Origin of the sequence: Streptomyces sp. NPDC041068 (assembly GCF_040647455.1) — a bacterium.
GTDB lineage: Bacteria > Actinomycetota > Actinomycetes > Streptomycetales > Streptomycetaceae > Streptomyces.
Genome location: NZ_JBEZCG010000008.1, coordinates 25,945 through 51,165, shown reverse-complemented (window position 1 = coordinate 51,165; position 25,221 = coordinate 25,945). Strand labels below are relative to the sequence as shown.

27 protein-coding genes and 1 pseudogene are annotated in these 25,221 nt (G+C 71.6%); 17 read left to right on the top strand and 11 right to left on the bottom strand.

Features of this window, described 5'->3' with window-relative positions:
• Nucleotides 1–92 precede the first annotated feature (92 nt).
• Complete coding sequence (locus AB0B50_RS19420; RefSeq protein ID WP_362332918.1) at nt 93–779, top strand: TetR/AcrR family transcriptional regulator; 687 nt, start codon at nt 93–95, stop codon at nt 777–779.
• On the opposite strand, the pseudogene AB0B50_RS19415 reads toward AB0B50_RS19420, so the two are convergent.
• A pseudogene (locus AB0B50_RS19415) lies at nt 770–1,656 on the bottom strand (molybdopterin dinucleotide binding domain-containing protein). The gene AB0B50_RS19420 and the pseudogene AB0B50_RS19415 overlap by 10 nt on opposite strands.
• Before the next feature lie 199 nt (nt 1,657–1,855).
• Between AB0B50_RS19415 and AB0B50_RS19410 the strand changes: the two are divergent.
• Nucleotides 1,856–2,503 (top strand): dihydrofolate reductase family protein, encoded by a 648-nt coding sequence (locus tag AB0B50_RS19410; RefSeq protein WP_362332915.1) that lies wholly within the window; start codon nt 1,856–1,858, stop codon nt 2,501–2,503.
• A gap of 93 nt (nt 2,504–2,596) precedes the next feature.
• Here AB0B50_RS19410 and AB0B50_RS19405 read toward each other — a convergent pair whose 3' ends face one another.
• From AB0B50_RS19405 to AB0B50_RS19395, 3 genes are all read right to left on the bottom strand, one after another.
• Entirely contained in the window at nt 2,597–4,201 is a 1,605-nt protein-coding gene (locus AB0B50_RS19405) for an amidase family protein (protein ID WP_362332913.1), read from the bottom strand.
• Between the two features lie 104 nt (nt 4,202–4,305).
• Nucleotides 4,306–4,518 (bottom strand): hypothetical protein, encoded by a 213-nt coding sequence (locus AB0B50_RS19400; protein WP_362332910.1) that lies wholly within the window; start codon nt 4,516–4,518, stop codon nt 4,306–4,308.
• A gap of 93 nt (nt 4,519–4,611) precedes the next feature.
• Entirely contained in the window at nt 4,612–5,007 is a 396-nt protein-coding gene (locus tag AB0B50_RS19395) for a RidA family protein (protein ID WP_362333914.1), read from the bottom strand.
• Nucleotides 5,008–5,191: 184 nt separating this feature from the next.
• On the opposite strand from AB0B50_RS19395, the gene AB0B50_RS19390 reads away from it, so the two are divergent.
• A complete protein-coding gene (locus AB0B50_RS19390) occupies nt 5,192–6,187 on the top strand; it encodes a WYL domain-containing protein (RefSeq protein WP_362332907.1) in 996 nt (331 codons plus the stop codon).
• Between the two features lie 181 nt (nt 6,188–6,368).
• On the top strand, nt 6,369–6,866 hold the full coding sequence (locus tag AB0B50_RS19385) for a hypothetical protein (RefSeq protein ID WP_362332904.1): 498 nt from the start codon (nt 6,369–6,371) through the stop codon (nt 6,864–6,866).
• Here the strand turns inward: AB0B50_RS19385 and AB0B50_RS19380 are convergent.
• The gene (locus tag AB0B50_RS19380) at nt 6,850–7,752 is read right to left on the bottom strand and encodes an EamA family transporter (RefSeq protein WP_362332901.1); all 903 of its coding nucleotides are present in this window, start codon (nt 7,750–7,752) and stop codon (nt 6,850–6,852) included. The genes AB0B50_RS19385 and AB0B50_RS19380 overlap by 17 nt on opposite strands.
• 69 nt (nt 7,753–7,821) lie before the next feature.
• Here AB0B50_RS19380 and AB0B50_RS19375 point away from each other — a divergent pair, with 69 nt between their 5' ends.
• The gene (locus tag AB0B50_RS19375; protein WP_362332898.1) at nt 7,822–8,682 is read left to right on the top strand and encodes a LysR substrate-binding domain-containing protein; all 861 of its coding nucleotides are present in this window, start codon (nt 7,822–7,824) and stop codon (nt 8,680–8,682) included.
• A gap of 15 nt (nt 8,683–8,697) precedes the next feature.
• Here AB0B50_RS19375 and AB0B50_RS19370 read toward each other — a convergent pair whose 3' ends face one another.
• Nucleotides 8,698–9,294, bottom strand: a complete 597-nt coding sequence (locus AB0B50_RS19370; RefSeq protein WP_362332896.1) for a vitamin K epoxide reductase family protein — start codon at nt 9,292–9,294, stop codon at nt 8,698–8,700.
• A gap of 439 nt (nt 9,295–9,733) precedes the next feature.
• On the opposite strand from AB0B50_RS19370, the gene AB0B50_RS19365 reads away from it, so the two are divergent.
• From AB0B50_RS19365 to AB0B50_RS19345, 5 genes are all read left to right on the top strand, one after another.
• Nucleotides 9,734–10,501, top strand: coding sequence for a maleylpyruvate isomerase family mycothiol-dependent enzyme (locus AB0B50_RS19365; protein WP_362333911.1), 768 nt, complete (start codon nt 9,734–9,736; stop codon nt 10,499–10,501).
• 12 nt (nt 10,502–10,513) lie between these two features.
• Entirely contained in the window at nt 10,514–11,065 is a 552-nt protein-coding gene (locus AB0B50_RS19360; protein ID WP_362332893.1) for a YciI family protein, read from the top strand.
• 97 nt (nt 11,066–11,162) lie between these two features.
• Entirely contained in the window at nt 11,163–11,537 is a 375-nt protein-coding gene (locus tag AB0B50_RS19355) for a helix-turn-helix transcriptional regulator (protein ID WP_362333909.1), read from the top strand.
• A 10-nt stretch (nt 11,538–11,547) separates the two neighbouring features.
• Nucleotides 11,548–11,964: a VOC family protein gene (locus tag AB0B50_RS19350; RefSeq protein ID WP_362332890.1), complete on the top strand. Its 417-nt coding sequence runs from the start codon at nt 11,548–11,550 to the stop codon at nt 11,962–11,964.
• A gap of 211 nt (nt 11,965–12,175) precedes the next feature.
• Nucleotides 12,176–13,717 (top strand): carboxylesterase family protein, encoded by a 1,542-nt coding sequence (locus AB0B50_RS19345; protein WP_362332888.1) that lies wholly within the window; start codon nt 12,176–12,178, stop codon nt 13,715–13,717.
• A gap of 35 nt (nt 13,718–13,752) precedes the next feature.
• Here the strand turns inward: AB0B50_RS19345 and AB0B50_RS19340 are convergent, their stop codons facing one another.
• Complete coding sequence (locus AB0B50_RS19340) at nt 13,753–14,316, bottom strand: hypothetical protein (RefSeq protein ID WP_362332885.1); 564 nt, start codon at nt 14,314–14,316, stop codon at nt 13,753–13,755.
• A 122-nt stretch (nt 14,317–14,438) separates the two neighbouring features.
• Here AB0B50_RS19340 and AB0B50_RS19335 point away from each other — a divergent pair, with 122 nt between their 5' ends.
• Complete coding sequence (locus AB0B50_RS19335) at nt 14,439–15,605, top strand: serine hydrolase domain-containing protein (RefSeq protein WP_362332882.1); 1,167 nt, start codon at nt 14,439–14,441, stop codon at nt 15,603–15,605.
• On the opposite strand, the gene AB0B50_RS19330 is transcribed toward AB0B50_RS19335, so the two are convergent.
• Nucleotides 15,599–16,021 (bottom strand): nuclear transport factor 2 family protein, encoded by a 423-nt coding sequence (locus AB0B50_RS19330; protein WP_362332879.1) that lies wholly within the window; start codon nt 16,019–16,021, stop codon nt 15,599–15,601. The two genes, AB0B50_RS19335 and AB0B50_RS19330, sit on opposite strands and share 7 nt — an antisense overlap.
• A gap of 54 nt (nt 16,022–16,075) precedes the next feature.
• Here AB0B50_RS19330 and AB0B50_RS19325 point away from each other — a divergent pair, with 54 nt between their 5' ends.
• A complete protein-coding gene (locus AB0B50_RS19325; protein ID WP_362332876.1) occupies nt 16,076–16,618 on the top strand; it encodes a DUF6368 family protein in 543 nt (180 codons plus the stop codon).
• Here the strand turns inward: AB0B50_RS19325 and AB0B50_RS19320 are convergent.
• A complete protein-coding gene (locus AB0B50_RS19320) occupies nt 16,611–17,321 on the bottom strand; it encodes an N-acyl homoserine lactonase family protein (RefSeq protein ID WP_362332873.1) in 711 nt (236 codons plus the stop codon). The genes AB0B50_RS19325 and AB0B50_RS19320 overlap by 8 nt on opposite strands.
• 521 nt (nt 17,322–17,842) lie before the next feature.
• Here AB0B50_RS19320 and AB0B50_RS19315 point away from each other — a divergent pair.
• The gene (locus tag AB0B50_RS19315) at nt 17,843–18,190 is read left to right on the top strand and encodes a DoxX family protein (protein WP_362332870.1); all 348 of its coding nucleotides are present in this window, start codon (nt 17,843–17,845) and stop codon (nt 18,188–18,190) included.
• 30 nt (nt 18,191–18,220) lie between these two features.
• Here the strand turns inward: AB0B50_RS19315 and AB0B50_RS19310 are convergent, their stop codons facing one another.
• The gene (locus AB0B50_RS19310) at nt 18,221–18,946 is read right to left on the bottom strand and encodes a DJ-1/PfpI family protein (protein WP_362332868.1); all 726 of its coding nucleotides are present in this window, start codon (nt 18,944–18,946) and stop codon (nt 18,221–18,223) included.
• A 249-nt stretch (nt 18,947–19,195) separates the two neighbouring features.
• Here AB0B50_RS19310 and AB0B50_RS19305 point away from each other — a divergent pair, with 249 nt between their 5' ends.
• The 4 genes from AB0B50_RS19305 (at nt 19,196) to AB0B50_RS19290 (ending at nt 21,826) form a co-directional block, all read left to right on the top strand.
• Nucleotides 19,196–20,077, top strand: a complete 882-nt coding sequence (locus tag AB0B50_RS19305; protein WP_362332865.1) for an alpha/beta hydrolase — start codon at nt 19,196–19,198, stop codon at nt 20,075–20,077.
• A 90-nt stretch (nt 20,078–20,167) separates the two neighbouring features.
• The gene (locus AB0B50_RS19300; protein ID WP_362332863.1) at nt 20,168–20,581 is read left to right on the top strand and encodes a metalloregulator ArsR/SmtB family transcription factor; all 414 of its coding nucleotides are present in this window, start codon (nt 20,168–20,170) and stop codon (nt 20,579–20,581) included.
• A gap of 1 nt (nt 20,582) precedes the next feature.
• A complete protein-coding gene (locus AB0B50_RS19295) occupies nt 20,583–21,068 on the top strand; it encodes an SRPBCC domain-containing protein (protein WP_362332860.1) in 486 nt (161 codons plus the stop codon).
• A 137-nt stretch (nt 21,069–21,205) separates the two neighbouring features.
• Nucleotides 21,206–21,826 (top strand): L-threonylcarbamoyladenylate synthase, encoded by a 621-nt coding sequence (locus AB0B50_RS19290; RefSeq protein ID WP_362332857.1) that lies wholly within the window; start codon nt 21,206–21,208, stop codon nt 21,824–21,826.
• Nucleotides 21,827–21,912: 86 nt separating this feature from the next.
• Here the strand turns inward: AB0B50_RS19290 and AB0B50_RS19285 are convergent, their stop codons facing one another.
• Nucleotides 21,913–25,128 carry an amidohydrolase family protein gene (locus AB0B50_RS19285; protein ID WP_362332854.1) on the bottom strand — a complete coding sequence of 1,072 codons (3,216 nt, stop codon included), beginning with the start codon at nt 25,126–25,128 and terminating at the stop codon, nt 21,913–21,915.
• Nucleotides 25,129–25,221: the final 93 nt, after the last annotated feature.

Below are 25,221 nucleotides of genomic sequence, written 5' to 3'. Positions count from 1 at the left end.
GCGTAATCATCGATAACGCCAATCCGTCGCGATACCCTCTTCACTCCGGATACGTCCAGGTCAGATCTGTTAGCGCTGCTATCGTGGATGCCATGTCGACGGCACGAGAGCGCATCCTGGAAGCCACCGCCGAACTGCTCGCCACCAAGGACGCACTGGCGATCTCGACCCGGGCCATCTGCGACCGGGCCAAGGTCGGCATGCCCGAGATTTACCGCCAGTTCGGCGACAAACAGGGGCTCCTGACCGCGGTCGCCGACCTCGGCTTCGAACGCTTCCTCGCCAACAAGCGGCGCAATCCGCTCACCGACGACCCGGTGGCGGACCTGCGCACGGCCTGGGACAGCCATGTCGCGTTCGCGCTCCGCAACCCCCACCTGTACCGGCTGATGTTCACGCCCACCGGGGACGCCAAGCCGCAGGCGATCAAGGAGGCGCAGGCCCTGCTCCTGTCCGCCGTGGAGCGCTGCCGCGAGGCAGGCCGACTGCGCACGTCCCCCGAGCTCGCCGGGCAGTCGATCCTCTCCGCCAACGTGGGCGTGTGCCTGATGGCGCTGTCCTTCCCCGAGCTGTTCGGGGGCCTGGACATCTCGCAGTCCGTACGCGACGCCGTGATCGGCAAGGTCACCGGCGACGAGCGCGAGGACACCCGGATCAGCAGCGCGACAGTCCTCGCGCAGGCGCTGGTCGGCACCCTCACGGGGACGACGCCCGTCGACGACGCCTCCATCGACCGCCTGGCAAGCGCGCTCCGGCCGACGGCCGGGCCTCAGGCCTGACCTGAGCCCACCACCTCCACCGTGAGGTGCTTCATCAGCGGCTGGTCGCTCTGCGGGCTGAAGTCCCCCGCCGGACACGGCACGTTGAGCTCCGGCATGTAGCCGACCGCGCAGCCCTTCGGCACGTCGTACGCGATCGCCCGGTAGCGGCGCACCGTACGGCGTGAGCCGTCCTTCGCGAGAGAGGTGATGTCCACCTCGTCCATGTCCACCAGGCCGCGCTCCCGCATGTCGGCGGCGTTCATGAACAGCAGCGTGCGGAGGTTCTCCACCCCGCGGTAGCGGTCGTTGTCGGAGTAGATCGTGGTGTTCCACTGGTCGTGGGAGCGGACCGTGGCCAGGGTGAGCAGCCCGGCGGGCGGCGCGGGGGCGTTCAGCGGGGCGAGGGAGAACTCGGCCCTGCCGGACGGCGTGAGGAAGACGCGTCGCTCCAGGAAATGGGCACGTAGCGGTCGGATTCCGCCTCGTACACCATCGGCTCGGTCAGGCGCCCCTGGTCCTCCAGCGCGAAGTCGCTCCAGGTGCGCAGCTCGGCGACGGTGTGCGCCGCGAAGAACTCGCGTCCCGCGCGCTTGTGCGTCATCTCCCACGTCGAGTGCTCGATGCCGTTCTCGCACAGGTCGAGCGTGAGGCCCTTGTAGTCGTCGGGCCAGGCGCAGCCGGGGCAGTCGTACCCCTTGCCGGGGTGGTTCATCACCGGCATCGCGCGCAGCGCGGTCACCGGCTCGCGGGAACGCCAGATGACTTCGCCCACGCTCTTGGCGGCGCCCCACCCGGCGGCCGGGTGACGGTAGTCGGACCGGACGGGCTTCCCCTCGGGTTCGGGCCCGTCGCCTGCCGCGTCCTCGCGGGTGGCGTGTGAGGGGTTCTTCGGCATGGCCGCCGCCTTTCGTCCCGGAATCCCGATCCCCCCGGACGCGGCACCCGGACAGCCGGACCGCCCGCCGATCGTATGCACCCTCGGCCGGTGGTGCGCAGGCTCCGCGCTGAACGGGGGATCCCTTCGGTCCCCGCAGCGATGAGTTTTCCCCGGACGGGCAGTCTCACTGCTGTCAACGCAACGCGGAAGGACACCCATGGGTCAGCTGCTGAAAGTCCAGAACTTCACCGTCTCGTCCGACGGATTCGGCGCCGGGGAGGGCCAGAGCCTGGAGCGGCCCTTCGGCCACGCCGATCCCGGCACCATGTTCACCTGGGCAGGGGCCACGGCGAGCTGGCCCAACCGCACCGACCCCGGGGGCAGCCGCGGCCTGGACGACTACCTCACACGGGACTTCGCACACAACATCGGCGCCGAGATCATGGGCCGCAACAAGTTCGGGCCCCAGCGGGGGCCCTGGGAGAACCACGACTGGCAGGGCTGGTGGGGCGAGGAGCCGCCGTTCCACACCCCGGTGTTCGTCATGACCCACTACACACGCCCGTCGTTCACGCTCTCCGACACCACGTTCCACTTCGTCGACGGCGACCCGGCCACGGTGCTCCAGCAGGCCAGAGAGGCCGCGGACGGCAAGGACGTACGGCTCGGCGGCGGGGCCACCACCATCCGGCAGTTCCTCGACGCCGACCTCGTCGACACCCTGCACGTGGCGGTCTCACCGACGAAGCTCGGATCCGGGGTCCGCCTGTGGAAGTCCCCGGACGAGCTGCTCGACCGCTTCCACCTCGACGTCGTGCCCAGCCCGAGCGGCGTGACGCACCACCTCTTCTGGCGGAAGGACTGAAAGGGCCGAGGCCCGGCGCGCCGTCCGTCGTCATATGACGGACGGCGCGCTCGGTCGGTCACAGGTGGGTGCCGAACCCCTTGTTCGGCTTGTTCAGCGCTGCGCGCCGGACCCGACCGTCGGCAGGTAGCGCGGTGCCCGCCAGGCCTTCAGCCGCTTCTCCACCGCGGCCCCGAGGGACAGGAGCTCGGCGTCCTGACGGTCACCGGCCATCAGGAGCACGCCGACCGGCAGTTCGCCCACGGACCCCGCGGGCACCGAGAGGGACGGATATCCGGAGACGGCCGCCGGCGTGGAGGACGGGATGACGTCGTTGTCGCCGCGCGCGCAGTCGGTCGTCCAGGCGGGCGGGTTCGTCGGCGAGGCGATGGCGTCCAGGTGACGGTCGGCCATGGTCTCGTCGATGGAGCGCCGGGAGAGGTCCTTCAACTCGGCACGCATGGCCAGGTACTTGGGGTCAGAGGTGGACGGCGCGGCGAGTGCCTGCTCGAAGAGTTCCTGGCCGGCGAAACAGCTCTGCTCCTCGGGGTGGGAGCGGTTGAACTCGATCAGCTCGGCGAGGTCCTTGGGGCCCTTGCGCGTGCCGAGGTAGGCGTCGATGTCCCGGTGGAACTCGCTGAGCAGCGCCGGGAATTCGAGCTCGGCGAGCCGCGCCTGGTACGGGGGCGTCACCTCGACGACCACGGCTCCGGCCTTGCGCAGCTTCTTCGCCGTGCGGGTCATCAGCGCGTCCACGTCGGGTCCCAGCGAGGGCAGGCGCCACAGGCCGATCCGCTTGCCGCGGAGGCTGCCGCCGTGGTCCGCCGCCGTCTCCTCGGCCTTGCCCTCGTTCAGCACCGAGAACGTGAGCGCGGTGTCGATGACGTTGCGCGCCATGGGCCCTGCCGTGTCCTGCTCGGCGGAGATCGGCACCACGCCAGACTGGCTGACCAGGCCGAGGCTCGGCTTGTGGCCGACCACGCCGTTCATCCCGGCCGGGCACACGATGGAGCCGTCCGTCTCGGTGCCGATCGCCACCTGCGACAGCGACGCGGCGAGCGCGGCGGCCGAGCCGGAGGAGGAACCGCACGGGTTGCGGTCGAGGACGTAGGGGTTGTTGGTCTGACCGCCCACCGCCGACCATCCCGAAGTCGGCTTGGCACTGCGGAAGTTGGCCCATTCGGACAGGTTGGTCTTGCCGAGGATCACCGCCCCTGCCTTCCGCAGCCGGGTCACCAGCTCGGCATCGGTGTCGGGCGGGCTCCCGGCGAGCGCGAGCGACCCGGCCGTCGTCGGCATGTCACGGGTGTTCACATTGTCCTTGAGCAGGACGGGGATGCCGTCCAGCGGCCCGAGGGTCTTGCCGCTCCGGTGCCTGGCGTCGCTGGCGGCCGCTTCCCGCAGGGCAGTCGGGCTGGTGCGCAGCACCGAGTGAATCTTGGGATCCACCTTCTCGATCCGCCGCAGATAGGCCCGGGTCAGCGACGCCGAGGTCAGCGAACCGTTCGCCATGCGTGCCTGTAACTGCGGGATCGTGACGGTGTCCAGGTCGACGCCGGGTGTGAGCGATGGCTCGCCGGATGACCCACCGGATGATCCGCTGGATGACCCACTGGGCGACGAACCGTCGGCGGCTTGCGCACCGGCATTCGGTACGCCCGTCAAAAGGGCCCCCGCGACGAGGGCGGCGGTCATTGCGGCAATGCTCCTCTTTCCCATGCGGATCAGCGGACTACACGGGAACCGTCCGGCGCAAGGGGCTCAGGGCATGTCTCTTCGGCCGGAGGCCAGTTGATCGATCCTTACGGCCGGTTGATCCATCCTTACGGCTGGAAGTACGCGGACATCATGTCGCTGACCCATTCCGGCTGTGCGACGTTCACCGCGCGGAACTCCGCCATCGTCGGCTTCAGATCGATGACCGGGGTGCCGGAGTCCGCGCCGAGGCCCACCACCGTCAGTTCGCGGCCGTCGACGGATGCGACACGGAAGTCGTCGCTCTCCGGGAACTGGTCGAAGACGAAGAGGACCTCCACGCGGGAGAAGTCCTCCAGACCCTGGAGGCACCGCTCGCCGAGGCGCTCGTCGACAGTGATGGTGCTGCGGACGTTCGCCCCGGCTCGGTCGCATCACGCGACGGCGGTGGCCTCCAGCTCGACCATCAGGTCGGGGATCGCCAGGCGTGTCACCCCGAGCATCGTGGTGGACGGCGCCGCCCCGGCGGCGCCCAATCGCGAGGCCAGCACGCCGTAGTGCTCGAAGAGCCGGTCGACGTCGGTGGCGTAGACATTGAGCCGCACGAGGTTCGCGAGGGTCATGCCCGCCTCGCCCAGCACGGCCTCCACGTTGTCGAGGCTCAGCGCCAACTGCCGCGCCATGTCACCGATGTGCTGGGGCTTGCCGTCGCCGCTCATCGCGGTCTGCCCGGAGCAGTACAGGGTCCGGGACTCCCCGGAGACGATCTCGCCCTGGTTGTAGCCCAACTCCGCCGACCATGCCCACGGGTTGACGGCCGTTCGCCGCATTGCCACATCAGCTCCATTCGATTCGTCGACATGGCCTATGCCCATGCCTATGTCCATGCGTACCTCCATGCGTCCGTCCATCGGCTCGGTCGCCACCGGCCTTCTCGTCGCGGAAATGACCTTCGCAGCAGATACACGACATCCTTTGTCACGTATCCCTGTCGCTTCTCTGGAAGGTCCTCGCATGCGCGCCGACCGGTTGGTATCGCTGGTGCTCCTGCTCCGGCAGCACGGTCGGCTGTCCGCCACCGCGCTGGCCCGCGAGCTGGAGGTCACCACTCGCACCGTGCTGCGCGACATCGAGGCGCTGTCCGCGGCAGGCGTCCCGGTCTATGCCGAACGCGGCCGGAACGGCGGCTTCGCGCTGCTGCCCGGTTTCCGCACCGAGCTCACCGGGCTGAACCACGACGAGGCCCTAGCCCTGCTGGTCGCCGGATCGCGGCGTGGCGCGCAGGCGTTCGGGCTCGGCTCGGCGCTCGCCTCGGCAATGCTCAAGGTGGTCGACGCGCTGCCCGAGAGCTACCGGGACACGGCGGCCGGCGCGGCCGAGCGACTGCTCATCGACCCGGAGACCGACCTCCTCGCGCGCCGACTGGTCACCGAGGAGACGCCGGACGGCATCGTGGCCGAGGTCCTGCGCGCGGTGGTCGCCGGACACAAGCTGCGCATCCACTACGCGGCTGTGGACCAGACCCCGAAGTGGCGCACGGTGGACCCCATCGGCCTGGTGACCGTGCGCGACCAGGGCTACTTGCTGGCCACGCGGTCCGGCGCCGACCGTACCTACCGGCTGTCCCGCATTCTGGCCGCCGAGGAACTCGTCGAACCCGCGCAGCGACCGGACCGGGTCGATCTGGACCGGGCCTGGCGGGAACGCAGCACGCGGTTCCGGACCGGCGGGGACCAAGTCACCGTGCTGGTACGGCTGGACGCGGCGCGGCGGGAGGAGCTGGTGGGCACCGCGCTGGCCGTCCTCTCCGAGGAGGCCGACGCCCAAGAGGGCTGGCTGCGCCTGGAGATGACCTTCCAGGACGCGAGACACGCCGAATGGGCGCTGTGGCAGCTCGCCACGGACGGGGAAGCCCTGGCCCCGCAGTGGTTGCGCGCCTCGCTGCGCCACCGTGCCGCCGCGATCGCCGTTCGCTACGGAGCATCGCCCGAACCGGACTCCGCCCGCTGAGCGCAGAGCACCGCGCTCGGCACCGCATCATCACGTCCCATGACGATCACGGGCATGAGCGGGGAACTCCGCACCATCACGCAGGACGTGCACGCCTGGCTGCCGCCGCGCCGGGGAGTTCCTCGCGCGCAGCGGTGAGCAGCTGGGCGCCGTCGATCCCACGACGCCATGGGGTGCGTACGTGGTGGAGCACTTCGGTGGCTACGACTGGTCGACGGTGCGGCCCGTGGCCGTGTCGACGACGTTCACCGAGGAGCTCGAACTGACCGTGGGCGCCTACCCCGTCCGCCTGTACGCCTTGCCGTCCGGGCACACCCAGGGCGACCTGTTCGCCCCACTGCCCGCCCACCGCATGCTGGCGACCGGAGCGGAGGCCTTCGTCCCGGTCACGGGCCGGTGCTCGACGCCGCAGGCATGCGCGGGCATGCGCGGGCACATCGCGAACCTGGAGTACGTCCACGAGCGCGCCCACGCCTTCCATGCCGACGGGCTCACCGTGGCCGAGGCGGCCCGGCGCGTCATCGCCGAGCGGCGCCGTCCCGAACCGGGTCTGCCTGAGCGGCTGTTGGTCACCATCGGCAGCGAGTACCGCGGGATCGACGGCAGCGAGCAGCCCGGCATGGTCGCCACCATGCAGGAGGTCGTCGCGCTCGCCCGGGAGATCAGCGCTTCCCGGTGAGCACCGCTCCCGCGCTCGCCGCGACCACCATCGCGATCGCGGCGCACTGCGGCAGCGAAAGCCCCTGGCCGAGGACCAGGTAGCCGGCGAGGGCCGCGACGGCGGGCGACAGGCTGGCCAGGACCGCGAACGTGGCGGCGGGCAGCCTGCGCAGGGCGAGCAGCTCCAGGGTGTAGGGCACGCCCGAGGACATCACCGCGATCGCGAGGCCCAGCGCGAGCACCCCCGGTTCGAGGAGTGTTCCGCCCGCGGCCCCGACACCCAACGGCAGGCTGACCAGCGCCGCGACGGCCATGGCGATCGCGAGGCCGTCCAGGCGCGGGAAGCGGGCGCCCGCCCGGGAGCCCTGCACGATGTACGCCGCCCACATCGCTCCGGCGCCCAGCGCGAAGGCCGCGCCGACGGCGTCCAGTTGCCCGAAGCCGCCGCTGCCCAGCAGATACACCCCGGCCAGCGCGAGCCCGGCCCACAGGAGGCTGGCCGCGCGGCGGGCCGCGACGACCGAGAGCAGCAGAGGGCCGAGGACTTCGAGGGTGACCGCCGCGCCCAGCGGGATACGGTCGATCGCCTGGTAGAAGAGGATGTTCATGCCGCCGAGGGCCAGGCCGTATCCGCCGACCACGGCCCAGTCGGCACGTGTGTATCCCCGTACCCGGGGGCGGGTGACGAGCAGGAGCAGCACCGCGGCGAGCGACACCCGCAGCGCGACCGTGCCGAGCGCCCCGGCCCGGGGGAACAGCAGCGCGGCGAACGCCGACCCGAACTGGACGGACACCGCCCCGGCAAGGACCAGGCCGACGCCGCCGATGCTGCCGCGGCCCGGGGCGTGCCGGACGACGGCGGGCGCAGCCGTCGTCGTTGGCGGGTTCTGCGCTGTGGAGGTCATGGGTTCCACGCTAGGAACCCGGCCGCCGCATGTGAAATGCCGAATTCAGGGCGATTATGCTTCTGAAGCATGACCATCGAGCTGCGGCATCTGCGCGCATTTCTCGCCATCGCCGAGGAAGGCAACGTCACGCGCGCCGCCGCTCGCCTCCATGTCGCCCAGCCCGCGCTCTCCCGCACCCTGCGCCAGTTGGAGGACCACCTGGGGGCACGCCTCGCCGACCGGTCCACGCACCACTTCGAGCTGACCGCCGAGGGACGCGCGTTCCGCGACAAGGCGGCCGCCGCCCTCGCCGCCGTCGACAGCGCGCTCGACCCGGGCGCTCTGGGCGCCCGGCCGCTGCGCCTCGGGCACACCTGGGCGGCGCTGGGCAACCACACCGTCCCGCTGCTGCGCCGCTGGGACGAGACGCACCCCGGGACTCCGCTGCGGCTGCTCCGCGTCGACGACCGCACGGCAGGACTCACCCAGGGCAAGGTCGACGCGGCCCTGCTGCGCGGTGAGATCGCCACGCCCGGCCTCCGCACGGAGCTCCTTGCCTCGGAGGAACGGGTGGCGGTCATGCCCGCGGACAGCCCCCTGGCGGCGCTTCCCCGCGTCACGTTGGCGGATCTGGCCGCGTACCCGATCGCCCTCAACACCGTCTCCGGCACGACGACCCTGGACCTGTGGCCGCCGAAGGACCGCCCGGTCGCGTCCATCGAGGTCACCAACACCGACGAGTGGCTCATCGCGATCGCCGCGGGCCGCGCCGTGGGGATCTCCACCGTGGCCACGCCGAGCAATCACGCGCATCCCTTGCTGGTCTACCGCCCGCTCGCGGACGCTCCGGCGGTCCCGGTCGTCCTCGCCTGGTCCGAGGGCCTGGCCCACCCCGCCGTGCCCGACCTGCTGGCCCTCGCGCAGGAGGTCTTCGCGACCGGCACCTGACGGGCGGGCCGCCGGTCACCAGAGCCTGGCACCGAACCGCGTCACGATGAGCACGGCCACCACTCCGTACATCAACACCGGGCCCACCCACGCGTACCGGGACAGTGCGGACGTCAGCCCGCGCGGGGCGGGCAGGATGCCGCGGCACAGGGAGTGCAGCGTGACGTACCAGAACAGGGGCAGGACCACGGCCCACACGAGCATGCACCAGGGGCACAGCGCCCCGATCACGTACAGGCACTGGCTGATCAGCCACACCACGAAGCCGAACGCCGCGGTGACCGCCGCCTGCACGCCCCACCACAGCCACACCGGCACGGTGGCGCCGGTCGCGAGGACGAGCCCGAGCATGGCGAGGGCCGCGAAGCCGACGGAGCCGAGCAGCGTGCCGGGGATGCCGAGCACGTCGCTCTGCCAGGCGTCCATGATGTCGCCGCAGCTGAGAACCGTGTTGATGTTGCAGCCCGGCGAGAAGGCGGGGTCGGCGAGCGAGGCGAGACGGTCGTAGGTGAGCACGGTCGACGCGACGGCACCGAGGATGCCCGCGCACAGCATCAGCAGGCTCAGGGCGCGACCGGCGGGGACCCGGGCGGAGGCGGAGGGCTCGGACATGATCCTCAAGCCTGCGTCCGCCCTCCGCGGGCGGGGCAGGGCCGATGGTCCCGTGCGCGGCCCGCATTCCGGCCCGGCGGTCCAGGGCGTACGTCCTGAACCGACTGCCGACTGCCGACTGCTGCCTTCCGTCTTCCGCCTTCCGCCTTCCGCCTTCCGCCACCAGCCGTCAGCCTCGCCCGACGCGGGCGGGGTCGAGGCGCACCGCCCGGGACGTGACAGGCCCCTTCGCGCTCCGCGGGACGATCCACACGAGGTCCTTCGGGGACTGGCCCCGGAAGTTCCGTGTGGGGGACGGCCGGTTCCGCGCAGGCGTCGCCGTTCGCGTCGGTGGTGCGGTGAAAATCGGTGTCCTGATGCCTAAGCGTGCTGATAGACACCCGGAGTGCAAAAGACTCCCGACTTCCACGACCTGCTGTCGCTACCGGACTTCACCGACCTGCTGCGGCCACCGGACTTCACCGACCTGCTGCGTCTGATCGACGAACGATCGACTGCCTTCCGCGCCGCGATCGCCGCCGCGCCCAGTCTCGACGTACAGGTGCCGACCTGCCCCGAGTGGACGCTGTTCGATCTGGCCCGGCACCTGGGCGAAGGGCGCCGCTCCTGGGCCGCCACCGTCGCCGCGGGTCCTGCCGCCACGGCCAAGTCCGCAGCGGAGGGCGCGCCACCCGCGCCTCGGGAGCGCGCGGCCCTGCTGGCCTGGCTTGCCGCATCGACGCAGGAACTCCTGGACGCACTGCGCGAGTCCGGACCCGAGCGCGGCTGCTGGACGTGGTGGGGTACGTCGCAGTCGCCGCAGACCTGTGGTGCCGTCGCCCGGCACCAGCTCCAGGAGGTCGCGGTGCACACCTACGACGCCCAACTCGCCCTGGGCGCCGGGCAACCGCTGCCGGACGAGGTGGCACTCGACGGTGTCGAGGAGTTCCTTTCCACCTGCTGCGCGACGACGAGCGCCTGGCCGCACGCGCCCGCCGCCGTCGACGTCCACGCCGCCGAGGGCCGCACCTGGCACGTCTCGCTCTCCGCCGACGGCGCACGGATCACCCCTGTCTCCGCGCCCGGCACCGCGGCCGACGCCTGCGTCCAAGGCACGGCCGATGAACTGGTTCTGGCCCTCCACGGCCGCATACCGGTGGAGTCCCTGAAGGTCGACGGCGACCGGCGTCTGCTCGACCTGCTCTGGGCCTGGGACCCGGACGAGTAGGAGTCCGAAGCCATGGAATTCTTCTGCTACCACCGCGACCGGCCCGGCTCGCTGCCCCTGCGCGAGGCGATGATCGAGGAGCACTGGTCCTACATGGACGGCTACGCAAAGGAGTTGATCGCCCGCGGTCCGACCTTCGGCGCGGACGGTGAGACGCCCAGCGGGAGCGTGCACATCGTCGACCTGCCGGACCCCGCGGCCGCCCGAGCGTTCGCCTTCGACGAGCCCTGCCACCAGGCCGGCGCCTACCGGGACGTCCTGCTGCGGCGGTGGCGCAATCTGCTGGGACGCACCATGTGGGACTTCCCCGGCGGCCGCAGCGGCGGCAACCGGTATCTGGTGCTCGGCCTCGGCTCGGGGCAGCCCGCCGACCTCGCCGTGCCGACGACCGGCCGGGACGAGCTCATCGCGTACGGGCCGCTGCTCTCCGACGACGGAGCCGCCTGGCTGGGCACGGCGACACTGGTCCGGGCTCCGGACGCGGACGCGGCACGAGCCGTGCTGACCACGGAACGCTACGACGACATCGAGGTCCACGACTGGGAGTTCGGCGGCCGCCGGTGACGCTCCTGGACCTCGCGCCGGTCAGGACCCGCTGTGGGATGGTGGACAGGTGACGACGCTGGAAGACCTCGTCCGGCTCCGCCGGGCACGTGACCTGATGGACCGCGACTACGCCAAGCCGCTCGACGTCCCCGCGCTGGCGCGCACCGCCCTCATGTCGCCGGGCCACTTCTCCCGCAGCTTCCGTGCCGCCTTCGGGGAGACCCCGTACAGCTACCTCATGACGCGCCGGATCGAGCGCGCCAAGGCGCTCCTGCGGCGCGGGGACCTCACGGTCACGGAAGTGTGCTTCGAGGTCGGCTGTACGTCGCTCGGGTCCTTCAGCTCGCGCTTCACCGAGCTGGTCGGCGAGAGCCCCAGTGCGTACCGCGCCCGTGGCCACGAGGAGGGCGCCGCCATCCCGGCCTGCATCGCCAAGATCCATACGCGACCGGTCAGGAACGGAGAAGCGAAACGGCCACCCCGCTCCTAGCGTGGAGCCCATGGACATCAAACTCTCCCAGTGCTTCATCGCCGTCGACGACCACGACAAGGCGCTCGCCTTCTACCAGGACGCCCTGGGCCTGGAAGTACGCAATGACGTCGCGTTCGAGGGGATGCGCTGGGTCACTCTCGGCGCACCCTCGCAGCCCGATGTGAGCATCGTGCTCGAACCGCCCCTCGCCGACCCGAACGCCTCCGCCGCCGACAAACAGGCCATGGCCGAACTGCTGGCCAAGGGCCTGCTGCGCGCCGTCATCTTCGCCACCGACGACTGCGACGCCACCTTCGAGCGCATCCGCCTGGCGGGCGGCGAGGTGCTTCAGGAACCGGTCGACCAGCCGTACGGCGTGCGCGACTGCGCCTTCCGCGACCCGGCGGGCAACATGCTGCGCTTTACGCAGACCCGCGGGCGGTAGCTTTACGCAGACCCGCGGGCAGTAAGGGCCCCGGAACCCCAGGGGGGCGGACCGGCCGTAAATGGTTCGCGCGGCGGGCGGGGGCGGCGGATGATGCGTGGAGTCCGGGGCCGCCGCGGGCGGTCCTCTCCCCTCTTCTTCCGAACCCTTCCTCTCTTCCGACTTCTCTTCCGACTTCTCTTCCGAACCCTTCTTCCGACGGGGATCCGTCATGCCCCTTGCACAGTCGTCCTGGGCCTTCGATGACCGGCCCGAGGTGCACCTCGCAGCCGGGTCCGTGCGCGGCAGCCGCGAAGCGGGCACGGCCGTCTTCCGTGGCATCCCCTTCGCCGAACCCCCGGTCGGAGCCCTGCGGTTCGCCGCGCCTCGGCCGGTCCGGACCTGGAGCGGGGTGCGGGAGGCCGTGTCGTACGGTCCTCCTCCCCCGCAGTCCGGCGTCTTCGGCATGGACGCGCTGGCGCGGGACGCCGCGAGCGCGGACTGGCTGACCGTCAACGTCTGGTCCCCCGCCCCCGCACCGGACGCCGGGCTGCCGGTGATGGTGTGGATCCAAGGCGGCGCCTACACCATCGGCATGTCCTGCCTCCCCGAGTACGACGGCGGCCTGCTCGCGCGGGACGGCGGTGTCGTCGTGGTGACGTTCAACTACCGCGTGGGCATCGAGGGTTTCGCGCAGATCGAGGGGGCTCCGCCCAACCGGGGGCTGCTCGACCAGGTCGTCGCCCTGGAGTGGGTGCGCGACAACATCCGGGCCTTCGGCGGCGATCCGGGCCGGGTGACGCTCTTCGGCCAGTCGGCGGGCGGCGGTTCCATCGCCTCGCTCATGGCGATGGACCGCGCGGCCGGGCTCTTCCACCGGGCCGTCGCCCAGAGCGTGCCCGGCACCTTCTTCGCTCCGGAGCTCGCCGCCGACGTCACCGCCGCCTGCGCCGCCGAGTTGGGGCTGCGGCCCACCGCGGCCGACCTGTCCGGCGTCGCCCCGCACGAGCTGTCCGCGGCCGGTGACGCCGTGTCCGCCAGGACGGAACAGTGGGCGGAACGCTGGGGTCTGCCCGCGCACCGCTCGATCCCCTTCGCGCCCGTGGTGGACGGCGACGTCCTGCCCGTCACGCCGTGGCGGGCCCTGGCGGACGGCGCGGGCCGCGGCATCGACCTCCTCGTCGGCCACACCCGCCACGAGCACCGTCTGTTCAGCGCGATCAACGGCCTGCTCGGCGAGGTGACCGAGGAGCAGGCGGAGACCGCACTCCGCGTCTTCGCCCCGGGCCCGGAGGGTGCGCACCGCTACCGCGAGGCGTTCCCCAAGGCGAGCCCCGACGAGCTGTACGAACTGGTCCACGGGGACTGGCTGTTCCGCATGCCCTCGCTCCACCTCGCCGAGGCGCAGGTGGCCGCGGGCGGTCGTGCGTACGTCTACGAACTGACCTGGACGGCGCCGGGCATGGGCGGCGGCCTCGGCGCCTGCCACGGCCTGGATGTCCCTCTGGTCTTCGGCACGTTGGACCGTGGCCAGCCCGCCATGCTGATCGGCGGGACTCCCTCCCCGGAGGCCGAGGCCCTGTCCGCCCGCATGCGCGCCGCCTGGACGTCGTTCGCCGTCCACGGCGACCCCGGCTGGCCGCCCTACGACACCGACGGACGCCTGGCCCAACTCTTCGACTCCCGGCCGACTGTGGCCGCCTATCCGGAGGATGCCTCCCGCCGGATCTGGCGGCATCACGTGTTTCCGTCGCTGCCGTTGATCAGCGGGTAGTCACTCGGTGATCAACGGGGTTGGTCGTTCGGTGATCAACGGGTAACCGTCTGCGTCACGCGTACCTCCTCGGTCTCGGTGAAGGCTCCTTGCGCCGCGGCCCCGCCCAGGATCGCGGCGAGGAGTACGGCGGCGCCGGCGGACGCCCATCGGGACGGTCGGGCCCATCGGGACGGTCGGTGCGGTCGGGACGGTCGGGACGGTCGGTGCGGTCGGGACCTACCAGGCCGCAGAGATCGGCGCGGCTGCGGTGGCTTCTCCTCGCTCTTCGGGGGCGCGGCCGCGTCCCGGCACGCGATGTCGCTGCGCGCGTCCACCCACGCCTGTGCGTCGCCGTCCTCCACGCCGCAGGCCGCGACGAACGCGGCAACGAGCTCCTTGCGGGGCAGCCGATCCCTACCGAGCAGGGTCGCCGCCGTGGAGTAGGGCAGGACGTGGCCGACTTCCACGGCACGGCGCTCCAACTGCCGGTAGCTCAGGCCCGACCATGCCTTGAGCCGGCGCAGCGCCGCCACGAAGGCGGCCGCGTCCGTGCCGGGCGACGTGGGCGGCGCAGGCGGCACGGACGGTGTGCGTGGCGTGGGCGGTGCGGTGGTCATGCTGGTCTCCCCCCGTTGAGCTGGACGTACACGGTCTCGCACAAGCTCGAACACCTCCACAGGTTGAGGAACGCAACCGGCGGCGGTCAACCTCGGCGCAGATTCCCGACGTTGGAGGTTTCATGGGTTGCTCCCGAACGACCGCCGCCGCGCTCGCCGCACTGCTGCCGCTGTCGTTGGCCGGCGGCTGCGCCGAGGAGCGTGTCGCGCGCTCCCCGGCAGCGGAGGCAAGCGGTGAAAGGCAGGGGGGTGAAAGGCAGGGGAAGGAACCGATCCCCGACTTCCTGCGACGCGCCCTCCCCAAGGGCTCCAGCGGCACGGTGATCGCGGCGCGCGGCGAACACCTCGCGTACTGCGGGGGGTTCGGGGCGGCGGACCGCGCCGCAGGCACTCCCGCGAGCTGCGGCACGGTGTACGACGTCATGTCGATCACGAAGCAGTTCACCGCGGCCGCGATCCTGAAGCTGGAGGTCATGGGCAGGCTCCGGGTCGGCGATCGCATCAGCCGGTTCCTCGGCCCCGTACCGCAGGACAAGAGCGACATCACCATCAAGCACCTGCTCACCCATACCTCGGGCCTGGTCGAAGGCCTCGGCGACGACTACGACCGCGTCTCGCGCGAGGACCTGGTCCGCCGGGCCCTGGCATCGAAGCCGCTCTCGGCCCCGGGCAAGAGGTTCCACTACTCCAACACGGGCTACAGCCTGCTCGCCGCGATCGTCGAGAAGGCTTCCGGAGAGGGGTACGAGCCTTTCCTCGCCCGGCACTTGTTCGCACCGGCCGGGATGAAGCACACCGGGTACGTACTGCCGCACTGGCCGCGGAAGCTGATCGCGGTGGAGTACGACGACAAGGGGCGCGGCCAAGGCCGTCCCGTCGATCATCCGTGGGCCGCGGACGGGCCGTACTGGAACCTGCGGGGCAACGGCGGCATGCTCTCCACCGCGCACGACATGCTCCGCTGGCACCGCGCGCTCTCCGACGACACCGTCCTGCCCGACCGCGCCCGCCGAGCACTGTTCGCGCCGCAGGTCCGTGTTCCGGGGACCGACGAGGCGTACGGATACGGCTGGAACGTCCGCGACACCGCGGACGGCCGCCTCGCCTGGCACGACGGCGGCAACGGGTGGTCACTCGGGCTCCTGGCCCGCTGGCCGGACGACGACACCTTGGTCTACTGGGTGAGCAACCACGCCTGCCAGAAGGGGAAATGGAACCTGGAGGAGCAGGCGCAGGAGCTGACCCTGGGCATCGCGGAGCGGGTCGACGCCGGGCGTCGGCGTCACTGAGCGGAGGGGGGACGGTCGTAGCAGTCGTAGTTGCGCTGAGCGATGATCCTGCCGTCGCGGAACTCCAGGAAGGCCGCGATGTGGGCGAGCAGCACGTGCCCCGCGGGCAGGTCGCCCAGCGGAACCGCCAAGGTGCCGGTCCAGGCCACTTCGAGGGCCACCTGGTCGCCCGCCGCCACGGCGTTGAGCACTTCGAAGGTCTGGTCCCTGAGCGTATGACGCCCCTGTTCGGCCGACTTGAGGATGGCGGTCAGATCGCGCACCGCTCCCTCGGGGAAGAACAGGTTGGGGTGCTCGACGTGGACGGCTTCGTCGTGGAAGAACCGGGCGAGCTCCTCGCCGACCGCACCACGGGCAACAGCGTGGTGGTAGTCGACCGCCGTCTCGATGTGGGGATGCCGTTGCAGGTCCGCCATGAGTCTCAGCGTAGGCCGAGCGGCCCGAGATGGCGCCGGGATAGTGTCCGGTGGATGAGCGGCCCTGTATCGGTGATCGAGCTGGCACGGGCGGTGCCCGCCGAGGCCGTCCGGTGGCTGCGTGATCTCTTGGTCGACGTCTCCGCGGGCTTCGAGGAGAAGCGCGTCGGCGAGTACGACCTCCACGTTCGGGCCGAGCGCCTGGGTGTCACGGGCGCGGGCCTGCTCGAAGGGCCGCGCCCGATCCTGGTCTCCCTCATGGGGCCCGGGTTCGGCGACGAATCGACTTTCGAGGCGGAGCACGCCGACGAGGCCGATCAGGAGCGGCTCATCGGCTTCGCGCCGACCCATGCGGTGGACGTCATCGCCTTCTGCGACAGCGAGGTCGACCACGCTGTCACCGCGCTGCTGACCGCTGCCGTCATGGATGTGATCGGGGGCGTGGCCAACGCCGAACTCCGGGCGGACCAAGTGCCGATCGTGGTGAGTCTGCCGGGAGTTCTCGCCACGACGGCCGATCCCGGGGCGGTCGCGTACGGCTCGGCAGAGTTCCTGCGGGCCTGGGTCGGGGCTCCCGGGTTTCGGCTGCTCACATAGCCGTGGGTTCCCAGACCGAGCCGTCGTGCGCGAACAGCACCCTGCGCGGATCGAACGCCAACAGCCGCTCCAGCCAAGGGCGGTAGGAGGGGAGCGGCGGTTCGACTCCGTCCGAGGCGGCCCGGAGCGCCAAGTGGTCCGAGGCGAAGTGCGTGGCGAAGTCGTAGGCCTGGCCCGCGAGGACCACCGTGCCGTCGTGCTGCTGGACGACCAGTGACTGGTGACCCTCGGTGTGCCCGGGAGTAGGGACGATCCTCACTCCGGGCCAGATTTCCGCCTCCCCGGAGATCTCCTCGTACTCGGCACCGGGAAAGTCGACGAGCTCGTCGATGGTGTACCCGCCGCGGCGGGCCGTGGCCAACTCCCGCGCCTGCACCACGATCGGCGTGTGCGCGAACAAGGGGTTCCCACCGCAATGGTCGAAGTGCAGATGGCAGTTGACGACCACGGAGATGTCGGCGCAGGTGACCCCCACGCCAGCCAGGGCCTCCTGGAGCGGCCTGCGCCGGGGGCGGTAGTGCGCTTCGGTCCCGGGATCGGCGGCGCCGATCCCGGTGTCGAAGAGCAGCAGGCCCTCGTCCCGCCGCACCAGATAGGCGAGCGCGGGTTCGACGCGCGGCTGCGGTCCCCCGGCCTCCTTCGCGGGCCGGACGAAGTATCCGAGGTCGAGCCGACGCACGGTCTCTGCCTTCCCTCTCTCCACCTCTGCCCCCTTCAGCTCCATCAGGCCATGCTTGCAGGCATCAGCTGTCCCGGAAGGCCCCTCTGCCGACAGCAGAGCGAGCCGAGGCGTTGCGGCAGGCGGCAGGCGGCAGGCGGCAAGAGCGGGAGAGGCGGTGGCATCCGGCAGTGAGGCCGGGGAGGAACTGGAACTGGCACTGGAACCGGCCCAGCCTGCGCCTCCGTTGGCACGGGGCGCTTCTCCTGAGCGGGTTCGGCTGCTTCGTCACGGTGCCCCGGAGTGCTTCGTCACGGCGCCCCCGGAGTGCTTCGTCACGGCGCCCCCGGAGCTCGCCGAATTCGGCGTCGGCTGGGACGTCCTGCCGGCCGCGACGACCGGAGGCCTCAGCGAAGCGGTCGTCGGCTTCCTGCCGGAAGAATTGATGCCGCCCAGCCGTCACACATCCGCGGCGCGACCCGTCATGGGAGCAACGGGCCACGAAGGCCCGGCCGGAGGCGCCTCCACACGCCGCCGGTGACCGCCTGGTGAGGAGCGTTCCCCCCATGTCCACCACCCACGTCGTCGTCACCGTCGTCGCCGCCGCGATGACCGGCTTCTCGGCCGCCTCCGCCTTCCTGCGCGCGAAGTGGGTCACCCAGCCCCTGGCCGACTACGGCATCCCCGTCTCCTGGCTGCCCTGGCTCGGCGCCGCCAAGGCCGCGGGCGCCGTTGGCCTGCTGGTCGGGCTGCTCGTGCCGGCCATCGGCGTCGCGGCCGGCATCTGCCTAGTGCTCTATTTCGCCGGTGCCGTCGTCACCGTGGCCCGAGCGCGCTGGTACGCCCACATCCCCTTCCCGCTGGTGTACGCCGCTCCGGTCGTCGGCGCCCTCGCGCTGGGGCTCGCGGCCTGAGCGCGCGGGCCCCGTTGGCCGATGCCGACGTCAGACGGCCGCGTCGTCGATCAGCTTCAGGGCCAGCGCCTCCGTCTCCGCGTCCGCCTTCTCCGGACTCCCCGTGCCGAACGGGGGGTCCGGGTCGTACTCGACCGCGAGCTGCATCGCCTGCGCCACCTTCTCGCCGGACAGCCGGGCCGCCAGGTGAAGGCCCATGTCGATCCCGGCGGAGACCCCGGCGGCCGTGATGATCTTCCCGGTCTCGACGAAACGTCCGGGCGTGTACGTCGCGCCGACCTCCTTCAGGTACGGCCGGGACGCCCAGTACGTCGTGGCGGGCAGACCGCGCAGCAGCCCGGCGGATCCCAGGATCAGCGAGCCCGTGCACACCGATGTCGTCCAGAGCGACCGCCGGTGAATGCGGCGGATCCACGCGTGGGCCTCCGCCTCGCCCATCATCGCCGTGGTGCCCCGATTTCCGCCGCCGGGAATCAGCAGGACGTCGGCGCGGTGTACGTCCTTCATGGCCCGCTCGGCCACCAGCGACAACTCCCCGGTGTCGGTGCGCACGGGTCCCGCCTCGCGCGCGACCATCGTCACGCGGACGCCCGGCACCCGGCACAGCACCTCGTACGGCCCTACCGCGTCCAGCGCGGTGAACCCGTCGTACAGCAGGATCGCGACCTGCAGGCGTTCGTCACCGGACGCGGCGTGCGCGGAGCCGCCGCTCGTACCGACCGCCATGGCGAGCCCCGCGCCCACCGCTCCCGACACTCCGCCCCGCAGCACCCCGCGTCGGCTCGGCTCCCGTCCTGCACCTCCACCGGCACCTGCACCCTTCGGCCTCACACCACTCATGATCGCCAACACCCCTCACGTGTCCAGTAGTTGACTCTTCACTGGTCGCGCGGCGGCATGCCGGAGTTCCCGCCCGCTCCCGGAAATTGTTCCCACGAGAGCGATGAGTCCTGGCCGGGCCGGCGGTCCACCCCTGCGAGAACGCCATCACCGAAGGAGACATCCATGTCCGAGGCAGAGACCCGCACACTGACCGCGACCGGGGCGACCCTCACGTACGACATCCACCACCCCCTCACCGGCGGCGCGGCCGACGACCGCTTCCTGTTCCTGATCGGCTCGCCGATGGACGCCGCCGGGTTCGCCACCCTGGCCTCGCACTTCACCGACCGGACCGTCGTCACCTACGACCCGCGCGGCGTCTGCCGCAGCCCCCGCACCGACGGCGCATCGGCCACGACGCCCGGAGAGCACGCCGACGACCTGCGGCAGATCATCGAGGCGCTCGGCGCGGGAGCCGTGGACGTCTTCGCCTCCAGCGGCGGCGCGGTCAACTCCCTCGCCCTGGTGGAGCGGCACGGAGATCTCGTACACACTCTCGTCGCCCACGAGCCGCCCGCGGCGCAGGTGCTTCCCGACCGGGAGGCGGCGCTCGCGGTCTGCGCGGACATCCACGCGACCTATCTGCGCGAGGGCCTGGGGCCCGGGATGGCGAAGTTCATCGCGGCGACCAGCCGGACGGGGCCGTTCCCGGCCACCTGGGCGGACGAGCCCGTCCCCTCGCCCGCCGACTTCGGGCTGCCGACCGAGGACGACGGCTCGCGGGACGACGCGCTGCTGGGGCAGAACATGATCGGCTGCACCCATCACCGGCTCGACCTCGCCGCCCTGCGCACCGCGTCCACGCACGTCGTGCTCGCGGCGGGACAGGAGTCCGATGGCCAGTTCGCCGCCCGCGCCGCGGCCCGGATCGCCGAGGGACTCGGCAGCGCGCTCGCGCTGTTCCCCAGCCACCACGCCGGTTTCCTCGGTGGCGAATACGGGCAGCACGGGGCGCCGGAGCCCTTCGCCAAGGCCTTGCGGCACGCCCTGGACGCCCACCGCTGAGGTGCCCGCGCACCCTGGGAGAGCGAGCGGCGCGCCCGGATGGCCGCTCCCGGTCGACGCGGGGCCCCACCCGCGCTAACGTACAACCAAATGGTTGTACGTGAAGTGAACGACGAAGCCGTGGACCGGCTGTTCCACGCCCTGGCCGACACGACGCGGAGGGACATCCTGCGCCGGTGCGTCCGGGACGGGACGTCGGTGTCGCGGCTGGCCGAGGCCTACCCGATGAGCTTCGCCGCGGTGCAGAAACACGTCGCGGTCCTGGAGCGAGCCGGGCTCGTCACCAAGGAGCGGCACGGCAGGGAGCAGCTGGTGCACACGGACCCCGACGCCCTGCGTCGGGCACGGCTGGCACTCGACCAGCTCGAAACGGTGTGGCGGGGGCGCGTGGACCGGATGTCGCAGCTCCTGGCGGAGGCCCCCGCTTCCGCTCCCACCGCCACCCCCGCCCTCACCCCCGTCGCCGCCACCACCGAGGAAAACGATCCACCGAAGGGACACTGACATGAGCGTCACCAGCATCGACAAGGATCTCGACCGGCTCACGCTGACACTGATCGCCGACTTCACCGCGCCGGTCGATCAGGTGTGGCAACTGTGGGCCGACCCGCGGAAGTTGGAGCGTTGGTGGGGCCCGCCGACCTACCCGGCGACCTTCGAGGAGCACGACCTGACTCCCGGCGGCGACGTCACCTACTACATGACCGGACCGGAGGGCGACAAGCACCGGGGATGGTGGCGGATCACCTCGATCGAGCCTCCGACGGCCCTGGACTTCACCGACGGGTTCGCCGATCAGGACGGCAAGCCCACGGCCGACCTGCCGGTCACGACGGTACGGATGCGGCTCACCGAGCACGACGGCGGGACCCGCATGGAGATGCACTCCGCCTACGACTCCCGCGAGCAGATGCAGCAGGTGCTCGACATGGGCGTCGCCGAGGGCCTGAGCCAGGCCGTGGGGCAGATGGACGCGCTGCTGGCGGGCTGACGCGACGCGTTTCCTCGCGGATTCCTCACGGACGCCTCGCGGACGCCTCGTGGCGGTGGCGGTGGCGGTGCGGTCGGCTCGGGAGCCCCCGGCCCGGCAGTACCGCCACCGCCGCCTTGGTCACCTAGACTCGCCGGATGGCCAAGTACTTCGACGTGCACCCCGACAACCCGCAGCGACGCAGCATCAGCAGCGTGGTCGACGGCATCCGCTCCGGTTCGCTCGTCGCCTATCCGACGGACTCCTGCTACGCGCTCGGGTGTCAGCTCGGCAGCCGCGACGGCATCGGCCGCATCCGGTCGATCCGGAACCTCGACGACCGCCACCACTTCACCCTGATGTGCCAGAACTTCGCGCAGATGGGCCAGTTCGTGCACCTCGACAACGACGTGTTCCGCGCCATCAAGGCCGCCACGCCCGGCAGTTACACCTTCATCCTCCCCGCCACCAAAGAGGTGCCGCGCCAGCTGCTGCACCCGAAGAAGAAGACCGTCGGCGTCCGGATCCCCGACCACACCGTCACGCAGGCGCTGCTCGCCGAGCTCGGCGAGCCGATGTTGTCCAGCACGCTGCTCCTGCCGGACCAGGACGAGCCGCTGACGCAGGGCTGGGACATCAAGGAGCGCCTGGACCACGTGGTGGACGCGGTCATCGACTCCGGCGACTGCGGCACCGAGCCCACCACCGTCATCGACTTCTCCGACGGGGAAGCCGAGATCGTACGCCGGGGAGCGGGCGACACCTCGCGCTTCGAGTAGCTGCGAGCAGGCGCGAGTGGACGCTAATGGACCTGGCCTCCCGAGCCGCCTCACCGACCAGACAGGTGGGGCGGCTCGGACAGGGGTCAGATCAGCGGGTTGCAACAGCCGTCCCTGCGCATCAGCCGCCCCACCTCGAGCCAGTGCTCATGCTCCGTCCGGGACCCGGCTCCCGCCCCGGACCTGGGCAGCCGCTCGAACGCCGAGATCAGATCCTTGGTCGCGTACGGGGTTCCGCCCCGGAGCACCGCCACCGTCCGCACCATCGTGTCGAAGTCCTCGAACGGGTCGCCGTCGACCACCGTCACGTCCGCGACCTTACCCTCCTCGATGGTGCCCAACTCCCGGTCGAGGCCGAACACACGGGCCGGCAGCAGGGTCGCCGTGCGCAGCGCCTCCGCCGGGGAGCAGCCGCCCAGGTGCAGGGCGCGCAGGCCCAGGTGGAGCGCGAGGCCCACCGGAACGATGGGCTGGTCCGTGCCGAGTGCCACCTGGCCGCCCTCGGCGAGGATGCGCCGGTAGATGTCGATCTCCGTGCGCAGCGTGGCCAGTTGGGCCTCGCTCGGCGGTGTTCCTGCCGAGGCCTTCACCGACGCGGCGTCCCACGGCGCCATCACCGCGGTGACGCGGGGATCGTCCGCGAGGTCGGGGTCCGCGCCGAGCAGCGGTGAGGAGGTGAAGGGCGTGGCGATCAGGGAGAAGGTCGCGCCGCGTGCGCTGTAGATCTCCACGACGTCTTCGTACGCGCGGCCTGTCGCCGTGATCGCGTGCCCGAACTCGGCGCGCTGGGTGGCCTGCAGATGGGTCGTCAGGTCCTGGCCCAGCTGGATTCCGGGCGAGAGCAGATGGCCGCCGGTGCGCACTCCGAGCCGCTCGTGCGCGAAGCGTGCCGCCTCCTGCATCACCCAACTCGGTGCCCGTACATAGGTTTTGACGAAGTCCCAGTCGAGCGCCTCACCCCGCTCCAGGGAGCGCCTCAGGGCTGCCTTGCTGCGATGGGCACGGCCCATGCTGTACGCGACACGGGAGCCGTCGAGGAGTTCGCCTGTCGTCAGGAGGCGCGGGCCCGCGAGTTCGCCCGAGGCGACGGCTTCTCGGATCCGCGCCTGTTCGTAGGCGAAACCGCCCAGCGAGACCGCGGTCGTGATGCCGTACGTGAGTTGTCCCGCCGTCTGACGGCCGCCGTACGTGGTCTGCCAGGGGTGTGTGTGGGTGTCCCACAGGCCCGGGACGACGGTGCGTTCCGAGGCGTCGATGCGGCGGTCCGCGGGGGTGCGGTGGGCGGCGCGGTGCGGCTCGACCGAAGCGATGCGGCCACCGCGGACGACGATGTCGACGTCCTCGCGCACCGTATCCGCGGTGCCGTCCCACAGCCGGCCCGCGTGCACCACGAGGTCGGCGGGCGCGGGCCTGCGCGCGTCCACCCGCATGCGCACCGTGCGCGAACGGCCCCCGTCGACGTCGACCAGGCGCAGCTCGGCGCCCGACAGATAGAGGAGCGACTTCGAGTCCCCCGACCAGGACGGGTGGTCGGCCGGCTCGGAGGAGAGCACGCGCAGCGCGCCGCGCGGGGTGCCGTCGGGCTCGACGGGCAGCAGGCACAGCGCCGATTCGACGATGACCGCGAGCCAGCGCCCGTCCGGTGACCAGACGGGCCCGGAGTCGTACCGGTCGGAGAGCGAGGCGTGGGGCGCCACGGCGTGCAGGCGGTCCTTGCCGGTGGCGGCGTCGACGATCCGGACGAGGTTGTAGCCCTCGCGGAAGCGGAAGTTGAGGCGGTTGCGGTCGCAGAGCGCGATGTACCGGCCGTCGGGCGACCAGCTCGGCCGGCCCGGCAGTCCCCCGCCGCCGAGCGGCGCCACCAGCGCGCGCTCCTCGCCGGAGTCGACGTCACGGACCATCAGACGTCCGTTCATGTCGAGACAGGCGAGCCGCGCGCCGTCGGGCGAGAGCGCCGGGTGGACACGGCCGCCGGTCGCCAGGGAGGTCTCGGCGCCGGTGGCGAGGTCGCGGCGGTAGACGCCGAGCAGTCCGTCGCGGTCGTCGGCGTACACCAGGGACTTGCCGTCCCTGGCCCAGGTCGGGCCGAGCAGATAGGCGGTGACGGCCGCGCGGCGCAGTCTCCGGGGCGGGCGCTTGCCGGACGTGTCCGCCAGCCAGAGGGAGTTGAGGGCGGCGTAGGCGATCTGCCGGCCGTCCGGAGAGAGCGCGGGCAGGTGGATGCCGCGCGCGGGCCGGGCCCGCCCGAGGCCGAGGTCGTACTCCTTGACCCGATACTGGGGCCGTTCGACCGGCAGGGTGGCATCGAACGGGATCGCCTCGATCCGGTCGGGCGCGTCGGGGCGTACGAGTGCGAAGCGGCCGTCGACGGTGAGCAGGAGCTGCCCCTTCCCGGTCCAGCGCGGCGGCACGGGAGCCACGTCACCATCGATCGCGACGGCCTTGGCGTCGACGACGAGGGTGCAGGAGCCGTTGGGGGAGGCGGTGGTGCGCAGGTAGGCGAGGCGTTTGCCGTCCGCGGCCAGGGCGGGGGTCATGACCTGCGCGGTCTCGACGTCGGTCTCGGTGTGGACGACGGCGACGGGCCCCTCTCCCTCGGCCTGGACGGCCGCGACGGTACGCGCGTCGAGAGCGAGACCCTGCGGTCTGGTGACGACCTTGCCCCGGACGAACAAAATCCGCTTGCCGTCCGGCGACCAGGTCGGGTCGAAGTCCTCCCAGGACCCGTCCTGGAGCGGCCCGTCCTGACCAGGACGGCCGGTGACGCGGACGATGGCACCACTCGCGAGGTCCAGCACATGGATGCGGTACGAGCCGCCCTTGACCGGATCGCCGCCGCGCTCCGACGCGAAGGCGATACGGGTTCCGTCGGGCGACCAGGCCGGACCGCGATCGTCCCACGGCCCCTCGGTGCGCTGCCGCAGCCGTGTTCCGTCGGCACGCATGGTCCACAGGTGGAAGCCGCCGCCCTGATAGGCGCCGAACACGACCGACTTGCCGTCCGGAGCGAACACCGGCCGGTTCGGCTCCAGCCCGGCAGGAGTCAGCGGCACCGCCTCACCACCGCCGCGCGGCAGCGACCACAGAGTGGCCTGCGCCTCGACGACCAGCCGGTCCGCGGCGGGCGAGAGGGTCGCCGCGCCGTTGGTGACCCGGGTGAACGACACGGGAACCGTCGTGCGCGGCCGGGCCGGCGCGGGAGCGGCGGCCCCCAGCGCCACGAGCGCCCCGGAAGCGCCCGCGGCGACGAACAGTTGACGACGAGACAGAGGCAACACAGCGTTGTTCCGGTCACAGTCCATGACAGAGCACACTCACCCATCACCGAGGCCTCGGACAACACCACACGACGACGAGCGGCCGAGGGGTGACGGCATGGCACCGTACAGCGCCAC